Genomic DNA, 19,163 nt, shown 5'->3' on the forward strand with positions numbered 1-19,163 from the left:
ACGTGTGCTACGACGGCGGCGGTGACGCAGCGGGACGGCAGCCAGCAGTCCGGCCCGGCGCCGGACCGAGCCGCCGGGCGTTCACCCGCCTCCTGCTGGCGGGCACGGGTCTCGCAGCACTGGCTGCCTGCACCGCCTGCACCCCCGAACAGGCGTCCCCCTCGCCCGGCCCCGGAACACCGGCGCCGGCACCCGGCACACCCCCCGCGACCATCTCTGCGACGCCGCCGGCCGGTGCCGCCGCATCCGCTTCCGCAACGTCGGGGCCGGTACCGGCAGGCGGGACGGCGGCAGCCCCCTCCCCCTCCGCCGCGGCGGCCCCGACGTCGGCCGCGCCGCCAGCCACGCCGCCGTCGGCAGCAGCGCCCGGCCCAAAACATTCACTCACGGACCCCCGGAGCCCCTGGGTGGTGGTCAACAAGCACCGGCCACTCACCCCCGCGGCCTTCGTGCCGCCGGACCTGGTCCGCCCCGCCGTCCGGCTGGCGACCTCCGGCGAGGCCGCACTGCTGAACAGCACGACGGCGGCAGCGGCGGTTAAGATGTTTGCCGCGGCGGCGGCGGACGGAGTGGTCCTCACGCTGGCCAGCGGGTACCGCTCGTTTGCGACGCAGACAGCCACCTACGGCAGTTACGTGCGGTCCCGGGGCCAGGCGGAGGCCGACACTGCCTCGGCGCGGCCGGGCTATTCCGAGCACCAGACGGGCTGGTCATTCGATATCGGCGACGGCGGCGGGGCGTGCAGCTTCCAGCCCTGCTTTGCCGGACAGCCGGCAGCCGTCTGGGCCAAGGCCAACGCCCACCGCTTCGGCTTCGTGGTCCGGTACCCCTGGATGCTGCACGACATCACGGGATACTTCTACGAGCCTTGGCACCTGCGGTACATCGGCGTCGAGGCTGCACGGGACATGTCCACCCGCGGGATCGGCACCCTCGAGGAGTACTTCGGCCTGCCGGCCGCCCCGGGGTACCTGTAAGTCGGGCTAGTCCGAGACGAGGGCCAGGGCGAGTTCGGTCCGGACCACCTGGGCGAGGCGCTCCGCGACGTCCCGGGCGGTCTGCTGGTCCCCGGCCTCCACCATCACGCGCACCACAGGTTCGGTGCCCGAGGGACGCAGCAGCACCCGTCCGGTGTCGCCGAGTTCAGCTTCGGCCAGGGCCACAGCCTCGGCCACCACGGTGTCGCCCTTCACCCGCGTGCGGTCCACGCCCCTGACGTTGATGAGGACCTGGGGAAGCTTGGCCATCACGGTGGACAGCTCCTTGAGCGGGCGCCCGGTGAGGGCAATCTGTGCCGCCAGCTGCAGGCCTGTCAGCACGCCGTCGCCGGTGGTGGCGTGCTCGGCGAAAATCACGTGTCCGGACTGCTCGCCGCCAAGGCTGTAACCGCCGGCACGCATTTCCTCCAGGACGTAGCGGTCTCCAACCCCGGTTTCCCGCAGGCTGATCCCGGCGTCACGCAGGGCAAGCTTGAGCCCGAGGTTGCTCATCACGGTCGCCACGAGGACATCGTCCCTGAGCTTTCCGGAGGCCTTGAGGGCCAGCGCCAGGATCGCCATGATCTGGTCGCCGTCCACCTCGTTGCCTTCGTGGTCCACGGCGAGGCAGCGGTCGGCGTCGCCGTCGTGGGCAATGCCGAGGTCGGCGCCGTGTTCCACCACAGCGCGCTGGAGCGGGCCCAGGTGGGTGGACCCGACGCCGTCGTTGATGTTGAGGCCGTCCGGTTCGGCGCCGATCACGATCACGTCGGCACCGGCGTCCTTGAACACCTGCGGGGAACAGCCGCTGGCAGCGCCGTGGGCGCAGTCGAGGACCACTTTCAGGCCGTCAAGGCGGTGCGGCAGTGTGCCGAGCAGGTGGACGATATACCGGTCCTCGGCGTCAGCGAAGCGCTGCAGCCGGCCGACCTCCCCGCCGACAGGCCGGAACGGTTCCTTGCCCAGCTGCTCTTCGATGGCGTCCTCGACGTCGTCGGGCAGCTTCTGGCCGCCGCGGGCGAAGAACTTGATGCCGTTGTCCGGTGCGGGGTTGTGCGATGCGGAGATCATGACACCGAAGTCGGCATCGAGGTCCGCCACGAGGTAGGCCGCGGCCGGGGTGGGCAGCACGCCGGCGTCGTAGACGTCGATCCCGGAACTGGAGAGACCGGCTTCCACCGCGGCGGCGAGGAATTCACCGCTGGCCCGCGGGTCCCTGGCCACCACCGCGCGGGGCCGGTTGCCGGACGTGTTGCGGTCATGGCCGAGCACGACGGCGGCGGCCTGCGCCAGCTGCAAGGCGAGCTCTGCGGTGAGCAGGCCGTTCGCCAGGCCCCGGACTCCATCTGTTCCAAATAATCTAGACATCGGGTCAAGTTTAGTCGATGGCCGCGGCAAGTCCGGCTTAAGCGGCGAAAGCCCGCCCCGCCGAGTGGCGGAACGGGCTTTCGTGCAAGCGCCAGAAGCGCTTGGAAGCGAACTTAACGCTTCGAGTACTGCTGAGCCTTACGGGCCTTCTTGAGACCGGCCTTCTTGCGCTCGATCACGCGGGCGTCGCGACGCAGGTAACCGGCCTTCTTCAGGGTGGCGCGGTTGTTCTCGACGTCGATCTCATTCAGCGAACGGGCGATGCCGAGGCGCAGCGCACCGGCCTGGCCGGAGATGCCGCCGCCGTGGATGCGGGCGATGACGTCGTAGGCGCCTTCAAGATCGAGGATCTTGAAGGGCTCGTTGACGTCCTGCTGGTGCAGCTTGTTCGGGAAGTAGTTCGCCAGCTCGCGGCCGTTGATGGTCCACTTGCCGGAACCCGGCACAACGCGGACGCGTGCGACGGCTTCCTTGCGGCGGCCAACAGCTGCGCCGGCAACGGTCAGGGCCGGGCGTTCCTTCTTCGGCGCGGCTGCTTCAGCAGCGTTGCTCTCCGAGGTGTAGCTGGTCAGGTTTTCCTCAGCCTCAACGGCTTCGGTGGTCAGTTCTTCGTTCTGAGCCACGATTCTCCTTGATAAAAAGTTGGTTGGTGGCCAGGACTACTGGGCGACCTGGGTGATTTCGAAAGTCTTGGGCTGCTGGGCGGCGTGGGGGTGCTCAGCACCGCGGTACACCTTCAGCTTGCCCAGCTGCTGGGCAGCGAGGGAGTTCTTCGGGAGCATGCCCTTGATGGCCTTCTCCACGGCGCGGACCGGGTTGGATTCCAGCAGCTCCGCGTAGTTGACGGAGGTCAGGCCGCCCGGGTAGCCGGAGTGGCGGTATGCGCGCTTCTGCTCCAGCTTGGCGCCGGTGAGGGCAACCTTTTCAGCGTTGATGATGATGACGAAGTCGCCCATGTCCATGTGGGACGCAAAGGTGGCCTTGTGCTTGCCGCGCAGCAGGATTGCGGTCTGGCTGGCGAGACGACCAAGGACAACGTCGGTGGCGTCAATGACGTGCCACTGGCGGTTGATATCGCCGGGCTTCGGGGTGTACGTACGCACGGTGTTTGCCTCGTTCTTGTTCTGGCGTTCTTGTTTTAGGCGTCACGCGGGGTGCGCCTACTATCTATGCGCTACCGGAACAGAGGTGAGGGCTCTATGTAACCAGTCATCCTGAGGTCTCGAATGTGCACGTTGAGTAGTTATCCTGCAACCGGATTCTCAAGCGGGCACGCACCATCGAGATAGGACACGCACAACGACTACCAAGAATAGCCTGCCGCAGTCTCTTGGGTCAAAATGGCGTGTCCGGATGCGTACGGCCTTGAGCGCCGGTGCATACTGCCATTGTCCGCTGCCAGTGATTGCTCTCCGGCACGCCTCTTCACCCCGGCCGCGCACCGGCCCGTCGCATCCCTGGAGGAACCGTGCCTTACACCGCCGCCGGCTCCGCGTCCCCGCTGTTCATCCTGGGGATCGGCGCCGCCGGCGCCGTCCTGGCGCTGGTGGCCGGCGTCGCCCTGCAGCGGATGCTGCCGCACCTTGCCGGTTCCCGCACTTTAGGGACAGGAAGTACGACGGCGGCGGTCACCTTTATTCTGTCCGCATTGCTGGCATGGCGGTTCGGGCCGGCCCCCGAACTTGCCGCCTTCGTGTTGCTGGCGGTCGCCGGCGTGCAGCTGGCACGGATCGACCTGATCCACCACCTGCTGCCAAACAAGATGGTTTTTCCCCTCCTGGGAGGCGGACTGGTGCTCCTGACGGGCGCCGCGGTAGCACAGGGAGCTGCGGAAAACCTGCTGCGGGGCATCGCCGGGGCCGTAATATTGTTCGTTTTGTACCTCTTTCTGGCCCTGACCAGCCGAAACGGCCTCGGAATGGGCGATGTGAAGCTGGCGGCACCACTTGGGCTGTACTTGGGCTACTTGGGCTGGACCCAAGTGTTCTACGGCGGAGCACTTGGATTCGTGGTCGGCGGCGTCGTGTCGGTCGTCACGGTCCTCAAAAACCGCGGAAACAAGCCAAAGGAAGTCCCCTACGGCCCCGCAATGCTGGCGGCCGGCCTGGCCGTCATCCTGCTGCTCCCCTAAGTGGGACCATGCCGTCCCGCAGCCGCAGATTAAGTAAGGCGGCTTATCAAACCAAGTAATCGGCCTCTGCGCCTACTTGGAAACTGAGTACACCCCTCATTTGCGGGCAGGTGGTGCCCCCAATTTCCTTCCAAAAGTCGAGTATCGAACTTCATTGCAGCCCCGTTGCCGGCCGTGCAAATGTTGTTCCAACGAAGCTCCAGCAAATAAGCAATCGGGGATTTGCCGGAAATTCGTTTATTACTCCCACTCTGGAAAAGGAAAAAAATAAAATGACTGGTCTCATGGTCTCAATGCTTTCTTTCATCGCCGGCGTCAAGGACAAGCTCGCATCCGAAAAGGGCGCCACGGCCACGGAATACTCGCTGCTGGTGGCATTCATCGCCTTCGGTATCATCGCCGGCGTCACCGCCTTCGGCGGCGAACTGAACACCTGGTTTGATGGCCTCGGCACCACCGTAAAGGGCTGGGCCAACAAGTAGGTCACGGCGTCGAAGCACCCTCGCAGGTCTCAGCAACACCCAGTGTGCCGCGTCCGCTCAGCGCGGACGCGGCACATTTTCTTTCCCACATCCGCTGCATCTATCCCTGGGGGATCCCATGAAGCGCAGCAGTTCATCAGCATCCCAGCACCGGGCGCCGGCGCGGGAACGAGGCGCGGTAGCCGTCGAATTCGCGCTCGTTCTACCCATCCTGCTCGCCCTGGTCGGTGGGATCATCGAATTTTCGTACATCTACAATCTTCAGATTTCCGTTACGCAGGCCGCCCGCGAGGCGGCCCGGACCATGGCGATCAAGAACGACGTAGGTCTCGCAAAAGCAGCCGCCGTCGCCGGCGCTCCCGGCCTCACAGCAGCGAACTTTGGGTTTAGCTTCTCGGGCGCTTGCAAGGACGGCGAGAACACCACCGTAACCGTTACCTACAAGTCAGCTGGCGTGACCGGCATGTTCGGCGATCTCTACACCCTCACCGGCGTAGGAGCAATGCGATGCGGCGGCTGAGGAGAAATTCCGAGAAGGAGCGCGGGGCCGCCGGCGTCCTGGTCGCGGTCATGATGCTGGTTCTCATCGGAGCCGGCGCGCTGGCTGTAGACGTCGGCCAGATCTACGCCGAACGCGCGCAGCTCCAGAACGCCGCAGACGCGGGGGCGCTCGCCGTGGCCCAGCAGTGCCACCGCACGCCTACCGCATGCTCGCACGATCAGGCCGTCCTGTGGGCGCAGGCGCTGTCCGGCGGCAACTCCAACGATGGCGCCACCGATGTCGATTCCGTGGAGGTGGATCTGGAGAACAACCAGGTCACCGTAGCTACCTCCACCCGCAGCGGCACTAACGCCTTTCTCACCAAACTATTTGCAAGCGCCCTGAATGCTCCAGCAGTTGCGGTCGGAGCGCATGCAACGGCCTCCATGGCCCCACCCACAGGTGGATCCAGTTTCCCGCTGGCAATTTCGGACAGCTGCTATAACCTCTCGAGCGCAAGCAGCTCGAGTGAGGTGCAGAAGATCTCATACAAGCCCGGCGGAACCTGCACGGGCCCGTCCGGAACGCAGATCCCGGGCGGCTGGGGTTGGCTGGACCAGGACTCTCCCTGTGAGGCGACCACGAAACTCGGTAGCAATGAACTCGGATCCGATCCAGGAAATCCCCCTCCAGCGGGGTGCTCCGACGTTCTCAAAGGCTGGGCCAAGACAATCACAGACGGCGGCGAAGTCCGTGTCGCCTTCCCCATCTTCGACGACGCCACCAACCACGGGCAGAACGGCTCCTTCCACATCATCGGCTATGCCACCTTCAAGATTTGGGGCTGGAAGTTCGGCAACAACCACGAGTACGAATTTCGCAACACGAAGAACGATCCCGGAATGACGGCCGCCCTAGCTTGTGCGAGCGGTCAGGATCGTTGCGTGATCGGTCAATTTATTAAGTTTGAATCCATTGGCTCTTGGACGGGGGAAGGTGGAACGGGGGCGAATCTAGGGACGGCTGATATCAAACTAATCAAATAGACAATTTCTAAGGGGATATCATGAAAACACGCCTGCTGGGGGGCATCGCGGCTTTACTCGTCGCAATTGTTGGAACTGTATTGCTGGTCACTTACGTCCAGAACGCTGATAAACGCGCGCTGGCGAGCACCGAAATCGAAAATGTTTACGTCGTCGAAAAAACCATACCGGCCGGCGCTACCGCCGAAGAGATCGCCGGTTCGGTGTCCAAGAAGTCAGTACCGAAACTCGCGATCGCAGAGAACAGCGTCACGGACCTTGCCACACTGAACTCCAAAGTCTCCGCCGTGACGCTTATGCCGGGTGAGCAACTGCTGTCCTCCCGGATGGTGGAGCAGAACGCTTTCCTTGGCCCGGCGCGGGTCCAGGTCCCTACGGGGCTTCAGGAAATCACGCTGAAGCTGCCCATTGAGCGCGTGGCGGGCGGCGTCCTCAAAGCCGGCGACACTGTGGGAGTCTTCCTCTCGCTGGAGGACACCGGCGCCCAGGCCGGAGGTAAGTCCAGCAAGACCCAGTTGAGCTTCCACAAGGTCCTGGTGACCGCGGCACAGTTCAGCAACGGGACAGCCACCCAGACAGGCGGCTCGGAATCCTCCAGCGGGACTACCCAGGCTTCATCGACGTCCAGCAGCAAGGAACAGACGGACGACACCTACCTGGTGACGCTGGCCCGGAACTCCGCCGACGCCGAAAGGATCGTTTTTGCTGCAGAGTTCGGCAAGATCTACCTGTCGAAGGAGCCTGGCGACGCGCTGGAAACGAACAGCGGCGTGGTTGATACGGCGGGGCTGTTCCGATGAGCCGCTTCATTCTAATCACCCCGAACACTGAGTTCGAGCGGCTGGTACGGCAGGCGGTCGCCGGGATGCACGGCGCGCTGCATGTCTTCCAGGCCGACTACCTGCCGGAAGGACCAGCGGACATCCTCCGCCAGCTCCAGGGCGAGCCGCCGGAAGTCCTCATCCTCGGCCCCGGGCTCCCGGTGGAGGATTCCCTCAAGCTCGCGTCTGTGGTGGATCTCCAGTACCCCGAGATCAGCGTGGTGCTGGCAGCGACCGCTACACCGGAGACCGTCCTCCAGGCCATGCGGGCCGGCGTCCGGGACTTCCTGGACCCGGGCGCCGCTCCGGACACCATCCGGGTCATGCTGGAGCGGGCAAGCCTGGCCGCTGCCGGTCGGCGCCGGGGCCTGGCGCCACAGGCGTCAGAACATGCAGACCATGGCGCCGGCAGGGTGATCGCCGTGATGTCGCCCAAAGGCGGCGTCGGCAAAACCACCGTGGCCACCAACCTCGCCGTCGGCCTGGGCAAAATCGCCCCGATGGGAGTCGTGATCGTGGATCTGGACCTCCAGTTCGGCGATGTGGCCAGCGGCCTGATGCTCGATCCCGAGTTCACCATTACGGATGCCGTCTTGGGAGCAGCAAGCCAGGATTCCATGGTGCTCAAGACGTACCTGACGGTCCATCCGGCCGGCATCTACGCTTTGTGCGGCCCGCGCAGTCCGATCGAAATGGACCGGATCACCGCAACGCATGTGTCTCACCTGCTGGAGCAACTCCGGCAGGAGTTCCGCTACATCGTGGTGGACACAGCGCCTGGTCTGGGTGAGCACGTATTGGCCACGCTTGAACAGGCCACCGACGCAGTATGGATCTGCGGCATGGACGTCCCCAGCATCCGGGGCATGCGGACCGGGTTCCAGATCCTCGAGGAACTCAATCTGGTCCCGCAGCAGCGGCACATCGTGCTGAACATGGCCGACCGCAGGGCAGGCCTGACCCTAAAGGACGTCGAAGCAACGGTTGGCGCTCCCGTGGACGTGGTGCTGCCACGTTCCAAAAACCTGCCTTTCTCAACCAACAAGGGCATTCCTGTTCTCCAGGACGGCAGCCGGGACCCTGCGGCAAAGGGTCTCCGCCAGCTGGTGGAGCGGTTCAAGCCCGAGTGGGACGCAAGACCTCACAAGCAACTGCACAGAAGGGCGGTATTCCAGTGAGCCTCACAGACCGGTTCCTGCAACTGCGAGGGGAAGCCCCGGCAGCAAAGCCAGCCGATGCACTGGCGGTCCCCGGCGACATTTACCAGGCCCCCTCGACCCTCGGCCGGATCCACGAGGCGAAAGCCGCCGCCGAATCCCGATCCGACGTCGTCGACGTGCCCCAGACGGCATCCATCGCCAGCGAAGCCCTCAACGCCCTGAAGGAACGGGCCAGCCAGGCGCTCTTCGAACGGCTCGGTTCGCGGATCACGGACTCCTCAATCGGCGAGGAGGAACTCCGCCAGTCCGTCAAGGACGAACTGAAGGCCGTGGTCGACGAGGAGCAGATTCCCCTCACCGGCCAGGAGCGTCAGCGGCTGATCCGCGAGATCACCGACGACATCCTCGGCCATGGCCCCATCCAGCGGTACCTTGACGACCCGGCCGTGACGGAAGTGATGGTGAACCGGTTCGACCAGATCTACGTCGAACGCCAGGGCCAGCTTTTCCTGACGGACACGAAGTTCACCTCCGACGAAGCACTCCGCCGGGTCATCGAACGGATCGTGTCCCACGTTGGACGGCGCATCGACGAGTCATCACCCCTAGTCGATGCCCGGCTTGCCGACGGGTCCCGCGTTAACGCCATCATTCCGCCCCTGGCTGTCAACGGTCCCGCACTAACCATCCGGAAGTTCGGACGGGATCCGCTGACGGTCAACAACCTAATCTCCATGGGCAGCCTGTCCCCGGAAATGGCCGAACTCCTGCAGGCATGCGTGCTGGCCAGGATGAACATCATCGTCTCCGGCGGTACCGGGACCGGCAAGACGACGCTCTTGAACGTGCTCTCCTCCTTCATCCCGGCCTCGGACCGGATCGTCACCATCGAGGACGCCGTGGAACTGCAGCTTCAGCAGGACCATGTGGTCCGGTTGGAGAGCCGGCCACGGAACATCGAGGGCAAGGGCGAAATCTCCATCCGCGACCTCGTGCGGAACTCGTTGCGCATGCGGCCGGACAGGATCGTGGTCGGCGAGGTCCGCGGCGGCGAGTGCTTGGACATGCTCCAGGCCATGAATACCGGCCACGACGGCTCCATCTCCACCGTTCACGCCAACTCTCCCCGCGACGCTATCGCCAGGCTTGAGACACTTGTCCTGATGGCGGGAATGGACCTGCCGCTGCGGGCAGTTCGTGAGCAGGTGGCCTCGGCCGTGAACCTGATCGTGCACATCTCCCGGCTCCGGGACGGCTCCAGGCGGGTCACCCACATCACCGAGGTCCAGGGGATGGAGGGCGACATCGTCACCCTCCAGGACGCGTTCGTGTTCGACTACTCTGCCGGGGTGGACAGCAGTGGCCGGTTCCTCGGCAAGCCCATTCCGACCGGCGTCCGCCCGCGTTTCACGGACCGCTTCGCCGAACTCGGTATTCAGATCTCACCAGCAGTCTTCGGCGCCCAGCCGGCAAGGGGGCGGTAGCCATGCTTCCGGAGCTGTCTCCCATGGCCTTCGCGGTTGGCCTACTGTTGGTATACGGCGCGCTGGCGATGCTCTTCACCTTCGTCTTCAAGTCCAGGTCAGCGGTCCCCCTCTCCCGACGCCGTCCGGACGGCGCACCCGAGAGGTCCGCCTTCACGAAGCTGACGGACCAGACCGTCAAGGCACTGAACAAGGGTGTCCGCCGCGGACGCACTGGAATCCTCAACCGGGACAAGCTGGACGCGGCCGGCCTGAAGAAGGAGCCGGGTGACTACCTGCTGATCGCAGCCGCGGTGACCTTTGTCGCCGCGGTCATCGGCTTCTTGCTCGGCGGCGTGGCGTTTGCTGTCCTGCTGTTGGTCATCACGCCGGTGGGGCTCGTCGTGTTCCTGAACGTGCTGATCTCGCGGCGGCGGAAGAAGTTCGACGACCAGGTGCCGGATACGTTGCAGATGTTCTCAGGCGGTCTCCGGGCCGGGCATAGCCTGCTACGCGCCATTGACGCCGCCGCCCAGGAAAACGAGGCCCCCATGGCCGAGGAATTGAACCGGGTGGTGAACGAGACCAGGATCGGACGGGATCTCGGCGAGGCTCTAGACGAAGTCGCCCGCCGGACTGATAACGAGGACTTCGGCTGGATCGCGCGGGCCGTGGAGATCCACCGCGAGGTCGGCGGTGACCTCGCTGAGGTCCTGGACCACGTGGGGGAAACGATCCGGGACCGGAACCAGATTCGCGGTCAGGTGCGGGCCCTCAGCGCGGAAGGCAGGATCTCCGCCATCGTCCTGGTTTCCCTGCCCGTGGTCATGTTCATCGGATTGACTCTGTTCAACCCCATGTACTCGAGAGTCTTCACCAGCACGCTGCCCGGGTATCTCATGATCGCCGCCGCGGTGGTGCTCCTCGCGGTCGGAAGCTTTTGGCTCAGCAGGCTCGTCAAACCGAAGTTCTAGGGAAACAGGGAGAGAACCGTGCAAACTATCGCTTATGCCGCCATCCTGGCCGTAGTTGTCCCTGTGTCCGTCATGACGTGGCTGGCCCTGACCGGGGACCGTGCGGGGCTGCGGAACATCCAGTCGAATTTGGGCCACCGCCCCGGTTCTGGCGCAACTGCCTTCGGCACCAATGAACAACTTGCTTCCCTTGCGAAGAAGGCTATGCCGCAAGGCTATGCCGCGTGGCTGGACAAGCAGATCGCAGGCGCAGGCCGGCCGAAAGTCTGGCCGCTGGCCCGGATCATCATGGTCAAGCCGCTGCTCGCGCTCGCAGGCGCCGCGATGGGCATCCTGCTCTACATGGCTGATCCCAAGCCTTTCAAGCTGGCCATGGCCATTGGAGTTACGGCGTTGTGCTACTTCGTCCCGGACCTCCTGCTGCGGAACTACGCCGAAAAGCGCCGGGCGGCCATCAAGCTGGAACTGCCAAACGCCCTGGACCAGATGCTCATCTCCGTCCAGGCCGGTCTCGGCTTCGAGACCGCCATGGCCCGAGCCGGCGAGACCGGCAAGGGACCCTTGGCGGACGAAATCATCCGCACACTCCAGGACATCCAGGTGGGCCGGTCGCGCAAGGAGGCATATGTTGCCTTGGCCCAGCGTGTGGACGTCCCGGACCTACGCTCGTTCGTTCGTGCAGTTGTCCAGGCCGACACCTACGGGATTGCAATCGCGAATGTCCTCAAGTCGCAGGCGCAGGTAATGCGGGTGAAGCGGCGCCAGCAGGCTGAGGAGCACGCCATGAAAATGCCGGTCAAGATGCTGTTCCCTCTTATCGTTTCGATCCTGCCGGCCCTGTTCATCGTAGTACTCGGACCTACGGTGCTGAGCATCATGGACGTTTTCGCCCATCGCTAGGCCGGCGTCCGGCGCAAATGCGCCTCCGCAGATAGCCCAACAGACCGGACCCCCTTGGACCCAGAGCCGAGGGGGTCCTCCGCTGTGCCCGGCGCAGGATGGGCGCAGGATGGGCGCACGGAAAGTACAGGAATTGTGCAGTTTGGGAAGCCTTGGCTCAGGAATCTCCCACGTCCAATTGACGGTGTGTCGGCGCTTGCTACGTTTCCCTCAGCGCTGGTGCAGGACCAGCCGCCCTACTCGCTCAGGAGTATCCAATGCGTTCCTACCTCTCCGCTTTCGCAACCAGTCTTCGCTTCGACCAGCGCGGCGCCACCGCCGTCGAATACGGCATCATGGTCTCCCTCATCGCCGTCGTGATCATCGTCGCCGTGACGCTCCTCGGCGGCACCTTGCACGACACGTTTGTACAGGTTCAGTGCTCGGTCGGCAGTGGCACGTTCACGCCTGCAGCCGCCGGCGCAGCAGGCACAGCCTCCTGCGCGCCTTAAGCAGCACGACCCGATCAAGGCGCTTCGGTCAATGACTGTGTGGCGGTGGCATCAGGCCGCCGCCACACAGTCGCCTCTGGCAACCATCGCGGGAAGGCGGTCCCCATGTCCAAGACATCCGAACGGGGCGCCGTCGCGGTGGAATTCGCCCTCCTGGCCCCCGTCCTGGTCATGTTGCTGCTCGGGATCACGGAGTTCGGCCGCGCCTACAACGCCCAGGTCACCCTTTCCGCCGCGGCCCGCGAAGGCGTCCGGGTCATGGCCATCGGCAACAGCCCCACCGCCGCACGGACAGCGGCCAAAAATGCGGCCACGGCCATGAAGCCTGCGTTGACCGACACCAACATCAGCATCAGCCCCGCCACGTGCACCACCGGAGCCCAGGTGACCCTCCGGATCACCTACTCGCTCGCCACGATGACGGGCATCGCGGGTCCGTTCGCGATGGAAGGCAAAGGAGTCATGCTGTGCGGCGGGTAAGCAGAACTGCCGACGGCGAGCGCGGAGCCCTCAGCGTCATGGTCGCCATCCTCATGGTGACCCTGCTGGGGTTCGCGGCCCTCGCCGTCGACGTCGGCATGCTGTACGCCGAGCGGACCCAGCTGCGCAACGGGGCCGACTCCGCCGCCCTTGCAATCGCGCAGAAGTGCGCTAAGAACATCAACGACGCCGACTGCTCCACCACCTCAACCCTCGCCCGCAGCCTTGCCAACGGCAATGCCCGGGACGGCGCGAGCAACATCGCCGGCCTGGTCCTCGACAAGGCCGCCGGCACCGTACGGGTCACCGCCGGCGCCCAGGAAACGGGCAACACCCCCAACCAGGTGTCGCTGTTCTTCGCCCGCGCCCTGGGGATCACCACCGCCACGGTCACCGCCGGCGCCACAGTGCAATGGGGCCGGCCGGTGGCGGGACCGACAGCGTTTCCGCTGACGTTCTCCATTTGCCAGGTCAAGGACCAGGTGAACGGGAGCCTGCAGCGGCTGCAGAGCCACGGCGACGACGCCAATCCCGACTGCATGTACGGGCCGTCCGGTGCCGCGGTGCCAGGCGGCTTCGGCTGGCTGAAGACCAACCCGGGCGTGTGCGGCGGGGTGATCGACATCAACGCCGGCGACGCCCCCAACTCCTCCGGCAACAGCTACCCGGGTACGGTCTGCGACAGCATCCTGCTGAAGTGGGCAGCCGACATCACCGCCGGCAAGGACGTGATCGTTCTTCTGCCCGTCTTCAACCGGGTCACCGGCACCGGCAACAACGCCACATACAAGCTCATCTCCTTCGCTGCCTTCAAGGTCAAGGGCTGGAACTTCAGCGGCAACAACACGCTGCCGCAGTCGTTCCAGAACAAACCACCGGCCGTGGACTCGTCGCTGAAATGCGACAACAACTGCCGCGGCATCATCGGCAGCTTTGTCCGCTACGTGTCCTTGGACAGCGCCTACACCCTCGGGCCCGCGGAGGACTTGGGCGCCGGCGTCGTCCGGCTCACCCAATAGCACCCCTCCCCGCCACCCAGTCCACCTTCGAGTTCAGGAGCAGTTTTTGAAGTCACGCTTATTGGCAGGGATCGCGGCCCTGGTGCTGGCCGTCGTCGGAGCCTTCCTGGTGGTCAGCTACGCGCAGGGCGCCGACAACCGGGCCGTCCAGGGCCTGGATCCACAGGATGTACTCGTGGTGGCCAAGACAGTGCCGGCCGGAACCACTGTCGAGACCCTCAAGCCGTTCCTCACCACCGAAAAACTGCCCGGCACGGCCGTCGCCAAGTCCGCACTCCACAACCTGGACGGGCTGGCCGGCAAGGTCACCGCCGTCGAGCTCCTCCCCGGCGAACAGCTCGTCGCGGAGCGACTGGTCGCACCGGAGGAACTGCAGACCAGCGGATCGGTGGAAGTCCCCAAGGGCCTTCAAGAAGTGTCCTTCCAGCTCGAGCCCCAGCGAGTGGTGGGCGGCCGGCTGGCACCGGGTGACCACGTCGGCATCTTCATCTCCCTCAAGAGCGGCGGTCTCGAGGCGAAGCCGGAAAAGGAAACCACCCAGCTGACAGTTCACAAGGTCCTGGTCACCGCCGTGCAGCGCGCTCCGGTGCCCACCGCAGCGCCAAAGGCGGCGTCGTCGGGCGACGGCGCCCCAACTGAGGACTCTTCACTGCCCACCGGACTCATGCTCGTTACGGTGGCCGTCAACGACGTCGACGCCACCAAAATTGTGTACGGCTCCGAATTTGCGACCCTGTGGCTAAGCAAGGAACCGCTCGATGCCACGGACAGCGGCCGGCCAGGAATCATGACGAAACCAGAGGTGTACAAATGAGCCGCTTTGTCCTGATTTCCCCCAATACGGACTTCGACGCGCGCGTCCGGCAGGCCCTGGCCGGCGGCCTCCCCGGCGGCCTGCAGACCTTCGCGTTCGTCAACCCGGCGGACCCTGCCGAGCTCTTCGCCAGCCTCAACCAGGAACGCCCCGAGGTCCTGATCCTGGGACCCGACGTCCCGGTCGAGGATGCCCTGCGCCTGGCCACGGTGTTCGACGTCCAGCTCCCCGAGCTCAGCGTCATCCTGGTGGGTGAGGCCGACCCGAACTTCGTCCTGCTGGCCATGCGGGCCGGCATCCGGGACATCCTGAGCCCCGCGGCGGACCCCGCGCAGATCCGGGTGCTGCTTGAGCGGGCCTGCCAGTCATTTGCCAGCCGCAACCGGACCACGGCCGCCGCCCAGCCGGGCACGGCCAAGGGGCTGGTGATCGGAGTCTTCTCCCCCAAAGGCGGGGTCGGGAAGACCACCATCGCCACGAACATCGCGATCGGGCTGGGCAAGGTGGCGCCCATGGGCGTAGTGATCGTGGACCTGGACCTGCAGTTCGGCGACGTCGCCTCGGGGCTGTACCTGCACCCGGAACACACGGTGACTGACGCCGTCTCCTCGGCGGCCAGCCAGGACTCCCTGGTGCTCAAGGCGTTCCTGACGGTCCACCCCGGGAGCATCTACGCACTCTGCGCCCCGAAGTCGCCCGAGGAAGCCGACGACATCACGCCCCAGCAGGTCACCCGGCTGCTCGAACAGCTGGCCGAACAGTTCCAGTATGTGGTGGTGGACACCGCCCCCGGCCTGCCGGAGGTGGGACTGGCCGCCCTTGAACAGTGCACCGACGCCGTCTGGGTCACCGCCATGGACGTGCCGAGCATCCGCGGACTCCGCTCCGGCCTGGACATCCTCCGGCGCCTGGACATGCTGCCCGAGACCCGCCATGTGGTCCTGAACATGGCCGATTCCAAGTCCGGCCTGAGCGTCCAGGACGTCGAGGCGACCATCGGCGCCCCCGTGGACGTCAGCATCCCCCGGTCCAAGGCGGTCGCGTTCTCCACCAACCGCGGCATACCCGTGCTCCAGGACGGGCGCAAGGACCCCGCCGTCAAGGGCCTGCGCCAGCTCGTGGACCGGTTCGATCCCGCCTGGCGCGCCACGGCCCAACGGAAACTGCACCGGCGGGTGGTGGTCTGATGAAACTCTCCGAACGGCTGTCCGCCGCCGAGTCAGGGCCCGCTGCCGCAGCTCCCGTCACCGCGCCCGGCCAGCCGACGACGGCGGTGCCGCCTGCCGCCGTCGTCGTCATCGAAAAGAGCGGCCCGGCGCTGGTGCCGGGCACCGCCGAGCCCCACGAATCCCGTGCCCGGGGCCAGCAGCCCGTTGACGCTTTCGCCGCCCTCAAGCAGCGGGCCGCCACGGCCCTGTTCGAACGGCTCGGAACCCGCTTCAACGATTCCGGCACGAAGGAAGAAGACCTCCGCACCGCGGCCCGGGACGAGCTGACGCGCATCATCGACGCCGAGCAGGTGCCGTTGTCCGTCGACGAGCGCGCCCGGCTGGTCCGCGACGTGGCCGATGACGTCCTCGGCTACGGGCCGCTGCAGCGGCTGCTCGACGACCCCGCCGTCACCGAAATCATGGTCAACCGGATGGACCAGATCTATGTGGAACGGCACGGCAAGCTGACCCTGACGGAATCGCGCTTCAGCTCCGAGGAGCACCTGCGCAAGGTGATCGAGCGCATTGTCTCCAAGGTGGGCCGCCGGATCGACGAGTCATCACCGCTCGTGGATGCGCGGCTCGAGGACGGATCACGCGTCAACGCCGTCATCCCGCCGCTCGCCGTCGGCGGCTCGTCGCTGACCATCCGGAAGTTCAGCAAGGTGCCGCTGACCGTCCGGAACCTCATCGAGTTCGGCACCCTGACCCCGGAAATGGCGGAACTGCTCAACGCCTGTGTGAAGGCCAAGCTGAACATCATCGTCTCCGGCGGGACCGGCACCGGCAAGACCACGCTGCTGAACGTGCTGTCCTCGTTCCTGCCGCATGACGAGCGGATCGTGACCATCGAGGACGCGGTCGAACTCCAGATCCAGCAGGAACATGTGGTCCGGTTGGAGAGCCGGCCGCCGAACACCGAGGGCAAGGGCGAGGTCACCATCCGCGAGCTGCTGCGGAACTCCCTGCGCATGCGCCCGGACAGGATCGTGGTGGGCGAGGTCCGCGGCGGCGAATCGCTGGACATGCTCCAGGCGATGAACACCGGCCACGACGGCTCGCTGTCCACGGTCCACTCCAACTCGCCGCGCGACGCCGTCGCCCGCCTCGAGACGCTGGTCCTCATGGCCGGCATGGACCTGCCGCTGCGGGCCATCCGGGAGCAGATCGCCTCGGCCGTCAACCTCATCATCCAGATCTCCCGGCTGCGGGACGGAACCCGGCGGATCACCCACGTGACGGAGGTCCAGGGCATGGAAGGGGACATCGTCACCCTCCAGGATGCTTTCGTGTTCGACTACGCCGCCGGCGTCGATGCCCACGGCCGGTTCCTCGGCACGCCCGTGGCCACCGGGATCCGCCCCCGCTTCATCGACCGCTTCGAGGACATGGGCATCCATGTCTCGGCCAAGGTGTTCGGTGCGCCGCCGGCGCCGGCCGGAAGGACGTGACCCGCCCATGACCGTGCTGTCTCTTGGCGTCGTGCTGGTGTTCTGTGCCGTCCTGGTGCTGGGCATCGTACTGTTGTCCCCCGGCGGGGCGAGTGTTCCGCTGGACCGGCGCAGGCCCGTCGTGGGTCCGCCGGATTCGCAGCTGGCCCGGTTCGCCGGCTCGGCCGTCCACCTGGTTGACGCGTTTTTCTCCCGCCGAACCGTCCGGCTCTTCAACCGGGAGACGCTGGAACAGGCCGGGCTGCGCCTGAGCCAGGCCGACTTCTATGTCCTGCTGCTGGCCGGGGCCGCCGCGGGGGGCCTCGCCGGGTTCGTCGTCGCGGGCCCGCTGCTCGCGCTGATGCTGGTGCTGCTTGCCCCTTTCGTGGGCCACCTGGTGATCACCTTCCTGACCGGCAAGCGCCGCAACAAGTTTGACCAGCAGCTCGGCGACACCCTCCAGTTGCTCTCCGGCGGCCTCCGCGCCGGGCACAGCATCCTGCGCGCCATCGATGCCGCCGCGGCCGAATCGCAGAGCCCGACGGCGGAGGAGATGCGCCGCGTGGTCACCGAGACCAGCCTGGGCCGGGACCTGCTGGCCTCGCTCAGCGACACCGCGGACAGGATGCGCAACGAGGACTTCGTCTGGATCGCCCAGGCCATCCAGATCAACCGCGAAGTCGGCGGCAACTTGGCCGAGGTCCTGGACCAGGTCAACGAGACCATCCGCGAGCGCAGCGAGATCAAGGGGCACATCAAGTCCCTCGCCGCCGAAGGCAAATTCTCCGCCTATATCCTCATGGCCATGCCGATCGGGATCGTGGTGATGCTGATGCTCGTCAACCCCGGGTACATGAATGCCATGTTCACGCACCCGCTGGGCTGGGGCATGATGGCCGCGTCCGTCGTCCTGATGACCATCGGCGGTCTGTGGATGCGCAAGATCATCGACCTGAAGTTCTGAGGCAGCCATGGCACTCCCCGTCTTTCTCGCCATGCTGCTGGTGTCGCTCCCGCTGGGCTACCTGGCGTGGTCCCTGCTCGCCGTCGACCGGAAGTCGCAGCGCGCCATGCGGGAGATGCTGGCGCTCGGCACGGACGCGGCCGGACAGGCGCAGCCCGTGCGCAGCAGCCTGCTGGAGCGCGCCGGGTACCGGCTGACGCCTGCGGCCTATGTCCGCAAACTGGACCGGCTCGTGTCCCTCGCCGGACGCCCGGCCTCGCTGCCGCTGGGACGCGTGCTCGCGGCCAAGCCGCTGCTCGGCCTCCTGGGCGCCCTGCTCGGCTTCTGGATCAGCGCCAACGGCCCGACGCCGATCCTCAAGGCCGTGGGGATCTTCGTCCTCCTGCTGGGCTACTTCATCCCCGACCTCCTGCTCTACAGCAAGGGCCAGGAACGCCAGAAAATCATGCAGCTGGAGCTGGCCAACACGCTGGACCAGATGCTGATCTCTGTGGAGGCCGGGCTGGGTTTCGAAGGCGCCATGGCCCGGGCGGGCGAGAACGGCAAGGGCCCCCTGGCGGAGGAACTGATCCGGACGCTGCAGGACATGCAGGTCGGGCGGAGCCGCCGGGAGGCCTACGTCGCCCTGGCCGAGAGGACCAACGTGCCCGAGCTCCGCAGCTTCGTCCAGGCGGTGGTCCAGGCGGACACGTACGGCATCGCGATCAGCCGGGTGCTGCGGGTGCAGGCGAAAGTCATGCGGGTCAAGCGCCGGCAGCGGGCCGAGGAGAAGGCCATGAAGCTGCCCGTCACCATCCTGTTTCCCCTGTTGTTCTTCATCTTCCCGGTACTCTTCATCGCCATCCTGGGCCCGGCCGTCATCAACGCCATCGACACCTTCAGCGGCCAGTAGCCGACCCCCGCCGGCGGCCGGCCATAGACGCCGGCGCAGGTTCCCTCCGGAAAGCCGAA

21 protein-coding genes are annotated in these 19,163 nt (G+C 65.8%); 18 read left to right on the top strand and 3 right to left on the bottom strand.

Annotation, left to right across the window (positions count from 1 at the left end; translation table 11 throughout):
* The first annotated feature begins 2 nt into the window (after positions 1 to 2).
* A complete protein-coding gene (locus tag CFN17_RS00275) occupies positions 3 to 977 on the top strand; it encodes a D-alanyl-D-alanine carboxypeptidase family protein (protein ID WP_208749403.1) in 975 nt (324 codons plus the stop codon).
* A gap of 6 nt (positions 978 to 983) precedes the next feature.
* Here CFN17_RS00275 and glmM read toward each other — a convergent pair whose 3' ends face one another.
* The 3 genes from glmM to rplM form a co-directional block, all read right to left on the bottom strand.
* Positions 984 to 2,345 carry a phosphoglucosamine mutase gene (gene glmM, locus CFN17_RS00280; protein WP_208749404.1) on the bottom strand — a complete coding sequence of 454 codons (1,362 nt, stop codon included), beginning with the start codon at positions 2,343 to 2,345 and terminating at the stop codon, positions 984 to 986.
* A gap of 113 nt (positions 2,346 to 2,458) precedes the next feature.
* Positions 2,459 to 2,968 carry a 30S ribosomal protein S9 gene (rpsI, locus tag CFN17_RS00285; protein ID WP_208749405.1) on the bottom strand — a complete coding sequence of 170 codons (510 nt, stop codon included), beginning with the start codon at positions 2,966 to 2,968 and terminating at the stop codon, positions 2,459 to 2,461.
* Between the two features lie 36 nt (positions 2,969 to 3,004).
* Positions 3,005 to 3,448 carry a 50S ribosomal protein L13 gene (rplM, locus tag CFN17_RS00290; protein WP_015937805.1) on the bottom strand — a complete coding sequence of 148 codons (444 nt, stop codon included), beginning with the start codon at positions 3,446 to 3,448 and terminating at the stop codon, positions 3,005 to 3,007.
* 365 nt (positions 3,449 to 3,813) lie between these two features.
* Between rplM and CFN17_RS00295 the strand changes: the two genes are divergently transcribed.
* The 17 genes from CFN17_RS00295 (at position 3,814) to CFN17_RS00375 (ending at position 19,104) form a co-directional block, all read left to right on the top strand.
* The gene (locus CFN17_RS00295; RefSeq protein WP_261792287.1) at positions 3,814 to 4,476 is read left to right on the top strand and encodes an A24 family peptidase; all 663 of its coding nucleotides are present in this window, start codon (positions 3,814 to 3,816) and stop codon (positions 4,474 to 4,476) included.
* Between the two features lie 284 nt (positions 4,477 to 4,760).
* Positions 4,761 to 4,958 (top strand): Flp family type IVb pilin, encoded by a 198-nt coding sequence (locus CFN17_RS00300; protein ID WP_261792288.1) that lies wholly within the window; start codon positions 4,761 to 4,763, stop codon positions 4,956 to 4,958.
* 118 nt (positions 4,959 to 5,076) lie between these two features.
* Positions 5,077 to 5,478 (top strand): TadE/TadG family type IV pilus assembly protein, encoded by a 402-nt coding sequence (locus CFN17_RS00305; protein ID WP_208749407.1) that lies wholly within the window; start codon positions 5,077 to 5,079, stop codon positions 5,476 to 5,478.
* On the top strand, positions 5,466 to 6,485 hold the full coding sequence (locus tag CFN17_RS00310; protein WP_208749408.1) for a pilus assembly protein TadG-related protein: 1,020 nt from the start codon (positions 5,466 to 5,468) through the stop codon (positions 6,483 to 6,485). The genes CFN17_RS00305 and CFN17_RS00310 overlap by 13 nt, the downstream gene beginning before the upstream one ends.
* A 20-nt stretch (positions 6,486 to 6,505) precedes the next feature.
* Complete coding sequence (locus CFN17_RS00315; protein ID WP_208749410.1) at positions 6,506 to 7,285, top strand: Flp pilus assembly protein CpaB; 780 nt, start codon at positions 6,506 to 6,508, stop codon at positions 7,283 to 7,285.
* Complete coding sequence (locus CFN17_RS00320; RefSeq protein ID WP_208749412.1) at positions 7,282 to 8,484, top strand: AAA family ATPase; 1,203 nt, start codon at positions 7,282 to 7,284, stop codon at positions 8,482 to 8,484. The genes CFN17_RS00315 and CFN17_RS00320 overlap by 4 nt, the downstream gene beginning before the upstream one ends.
* Before the next feature lie 158 nt (positions 8,485 to 8,642).
* Positions 8,643 to 9,950, top strand: a complete 1,308-nt coding sequence (locus CFN17_RS00325; RefSeq protein WP_395926955.1) for a CpaF family protein — start codon at positions 8,643 to 8,645, stop codon at positions 9,948 to 9,950.
* A 2-nt stretch (positions 9,951 to 9,952) separates the two neighbouring features.
* Positions 9,953 to 10,903: a type II secretion system F family protein gene (locus tag CFN17_RS00330; protein WP_208749416.1), complete on the top strand. Its 951-nt coding sequence runs from the start codon at positions 9,953 to 9,955 to the stop codon at positions 10,901 to 10,903.
* Positions 10,904 to 10,921: 18 nt separating this feature from the next.
* A complete protein-coding gene (locus CFN17_RS00335; RefSeq protein WP_208749418.1) occupies positions 10,922 to 11,803 on the top strand; it encodes a type II secretion system F family protein in 882 nt (293 codons plus the stop codon).
* 257 nt (positions 11,804 to 12,060) lie between these two features.
* Positions 12,061 to 12,294, top strand: coding sequence for a Flp family type IVb pilin (locus tag CFN17_RS00340; RefSeq protein ID WP_208749420.1), 234 nt, complete (start codon positions 12,061 to 12,063; stop codon positions 12,292 to 12,294).
* Positions 12,295 to 12,399: 105 nt separating this feature from the next.
* Positions 12,400 to 12,774, top strand: a complete 375-nt coding sequence (locus tag CFN17_RS00345) for a TadE/TadG family type IV pilus assembly protein (RefSeq protein ID WP_208749422.1) — start codon at positions 12,400 to 12,402, stop codon at positions 12,772 to 12,774.
* Entirely contained in the window at positions 12,762 to 13,793 is a 1,032-nt protein-coding gene (locus CFN17_RS00350) for a TadE/TadG family type IV pilus assembly protein (RefSeq protein WP_261792289.1), read from the top strand. Before CFN17_RS00345 ends, CFN17_RS00350 begins: the two co-directional genes overlap by 13 nt.
* Before the next feature lie 46 nt (positions 13,794 to 13,839).
* A complete protein-coding gene (locus CFN17_RS00355) occupies positions 13,840 to 14,607 on the top strand; it encodes a Flp pilus assembly protein CpaB (protein WP_208749424.1) in 768 nt (255 codons plus the stop codon).
* Positions 14,604 to 15,794 (top strand): AAA family ATPase, encoded by a 1,191-nt coding sequence (locus CFN17_RS00360; RefSeq protein WP_208749426.1) that lies wholly within the window; start codon positions 14,604 to 14,606, stop codon positions 15,792 to 15,794. Before CFN17_RS00355 ends, CFN17_RS00360 begins: the two co-directional genes overlap by 4 nt.
* A complete protein-coding gene (locus CFN17_RS00365) occupies positions 15,794 to 17,269 on the top strand; it encodes a CpaF family protein (RefSeq protein WP_208749428.1) in 1,476 nt (491 codons plus the stop codon). The genes CFN17_RS00360 and CFN17_RS00365 overlap by 1 nt, the downstream gene beginning before the upstream one ends.
* A gap of 7 nt (positions 17,270 to 17,276) precedes the next feature.
* On the top strand, positions 17,277 to 18,212 hold the full coding sequence (locus tag CFN17_RS00370; protein WP_208749430.1) for a type II secretion system F family protein: 936 nt from the start codon (positions 17,277 to 17,279) through the stop codon (positions 18,210 to 18,212).
* Between the two features lie 7 nt (positions 18,213 to 18,219).
* The gene (locus CFN17_RS00375) at positions 18,220 to 19,104 is read left to right on the top strand and encodes a type II secretion system F family protein (RefSeq protein WP_208749432.1); all 885 of its coding nucleotides are present in this window, start codon (positions 18,220 to 18,222) and stop codon (positions 19,102 to 19,104) included.
* The last annotated feature ends 59 nt before the right edge of the window (positions 19,105 to 19,163 follow it).

The sequence above is a fragment of the Arthrobacter sp. PM3 genome (assembly GCF_003352915.1).
Classification (GTDB): domain Bacteria; phylum Actinomycetota; class Actinomycetes; order Actinomycetales; family Micrococcaceae; genus Arthrobacter.

Excerpts from the sequence above, each read along its gene's own strand:
- glmM (WP_208749404.1), bottom strand. The coding sequence starts at position 2,345 with ATGTCTAGATTATTTGGAACAGATGGAGTCCGGGGCCTGGCGAACGGC.
- CFN17_RS00300 (WP_261792288.1), top strand. The coding sequence starts at position 4,761 with ATGGTCTCAATGCTTTCTTTCATCGCCGGCGTCAAGGACAAGCTCGCA.
- CFN17_RS00305 (WP_208749407.1), top strand. The coding sequence starts at position 5,077 with ATGAAGCGCAGCAGTTCATCAGCATCCCAGCACCGGGCGCCGGCGCGG.
- CFN17_RS00310 (WP_208749408.1), top strand. The coding sequence starts at position 5,466 with ATGCGGCGGCTGAGGAGAAATTCCGAGAAGGAGCGCGGGGCCGCCGGC.
- CFN17_RS00315 (WP_208749410.1), top strand. The coding sequence starts at position 6,506 with ATGAAAACACGCCTGCTGGGGGGCATCGCGGCTTTACTCGTCGCAATT.
- CFN17_RS00320 (WP_208749412.1), top strand. The coding sequence starts at position 7,282 with ATGAGCCGCTTCATTCTAATCACCCCGAACACTGAGTTCGAGCGGCTG.
- CFN17_RS00330 (WP_208749416.1), top strand. The coding sequence starts at position 9,953 with ATGCTTCCGGAGCTGTCTCCCATGGCCTTCGCGGTTGGCCTACTGTTG.
- CFN17_RS00340 (WP_208749420.1), top strand. The coding sequence starts at position 12,061 with ATGCGTTCCTACCTCTCCGCTTTCGCAACCAGTCTTCGCTTCGACCAG.
- CFN17_RS00345 (WP_208749422.1), top strand. The coding sequence starts at position 12,400 with ATGTCCAAGACATCCGAACGGGGCGCCGTCGCGGTGGAATTCGCCCTC.
- CFN17_RS00360 (WP_208749426.1), top strand. The coding sequence starts at position 14,604 with ATGAGCCGCTTTGTCCTGATTTCCCCCAATACGGACTTCGACGCGCGC.
- CFN17_RS00365 (WP_208749428.1), top strand. The coding sequence starts at position 15,794 with ATGAAACTCTCCGAACGGCTGTCCGCCGCCGAGTCAGGGCCCGCTGCC.
- CFN17_RS00370 (WP_208749430.1), top strand. The coding sequence starts at position 17,277 with ATGACCGTGCTGTCTCTTGGCGTCGTGCTGGTGTTCTGTGCCGTCCTG.
- CFN17_RS00375 (WP_208749432.1), top strand. The coding sequence starts at position 18,220 with ATGGCACTCCCCGTCTTTCTCGCCATGCTGCTGGTGTCGCTCCCGCTG.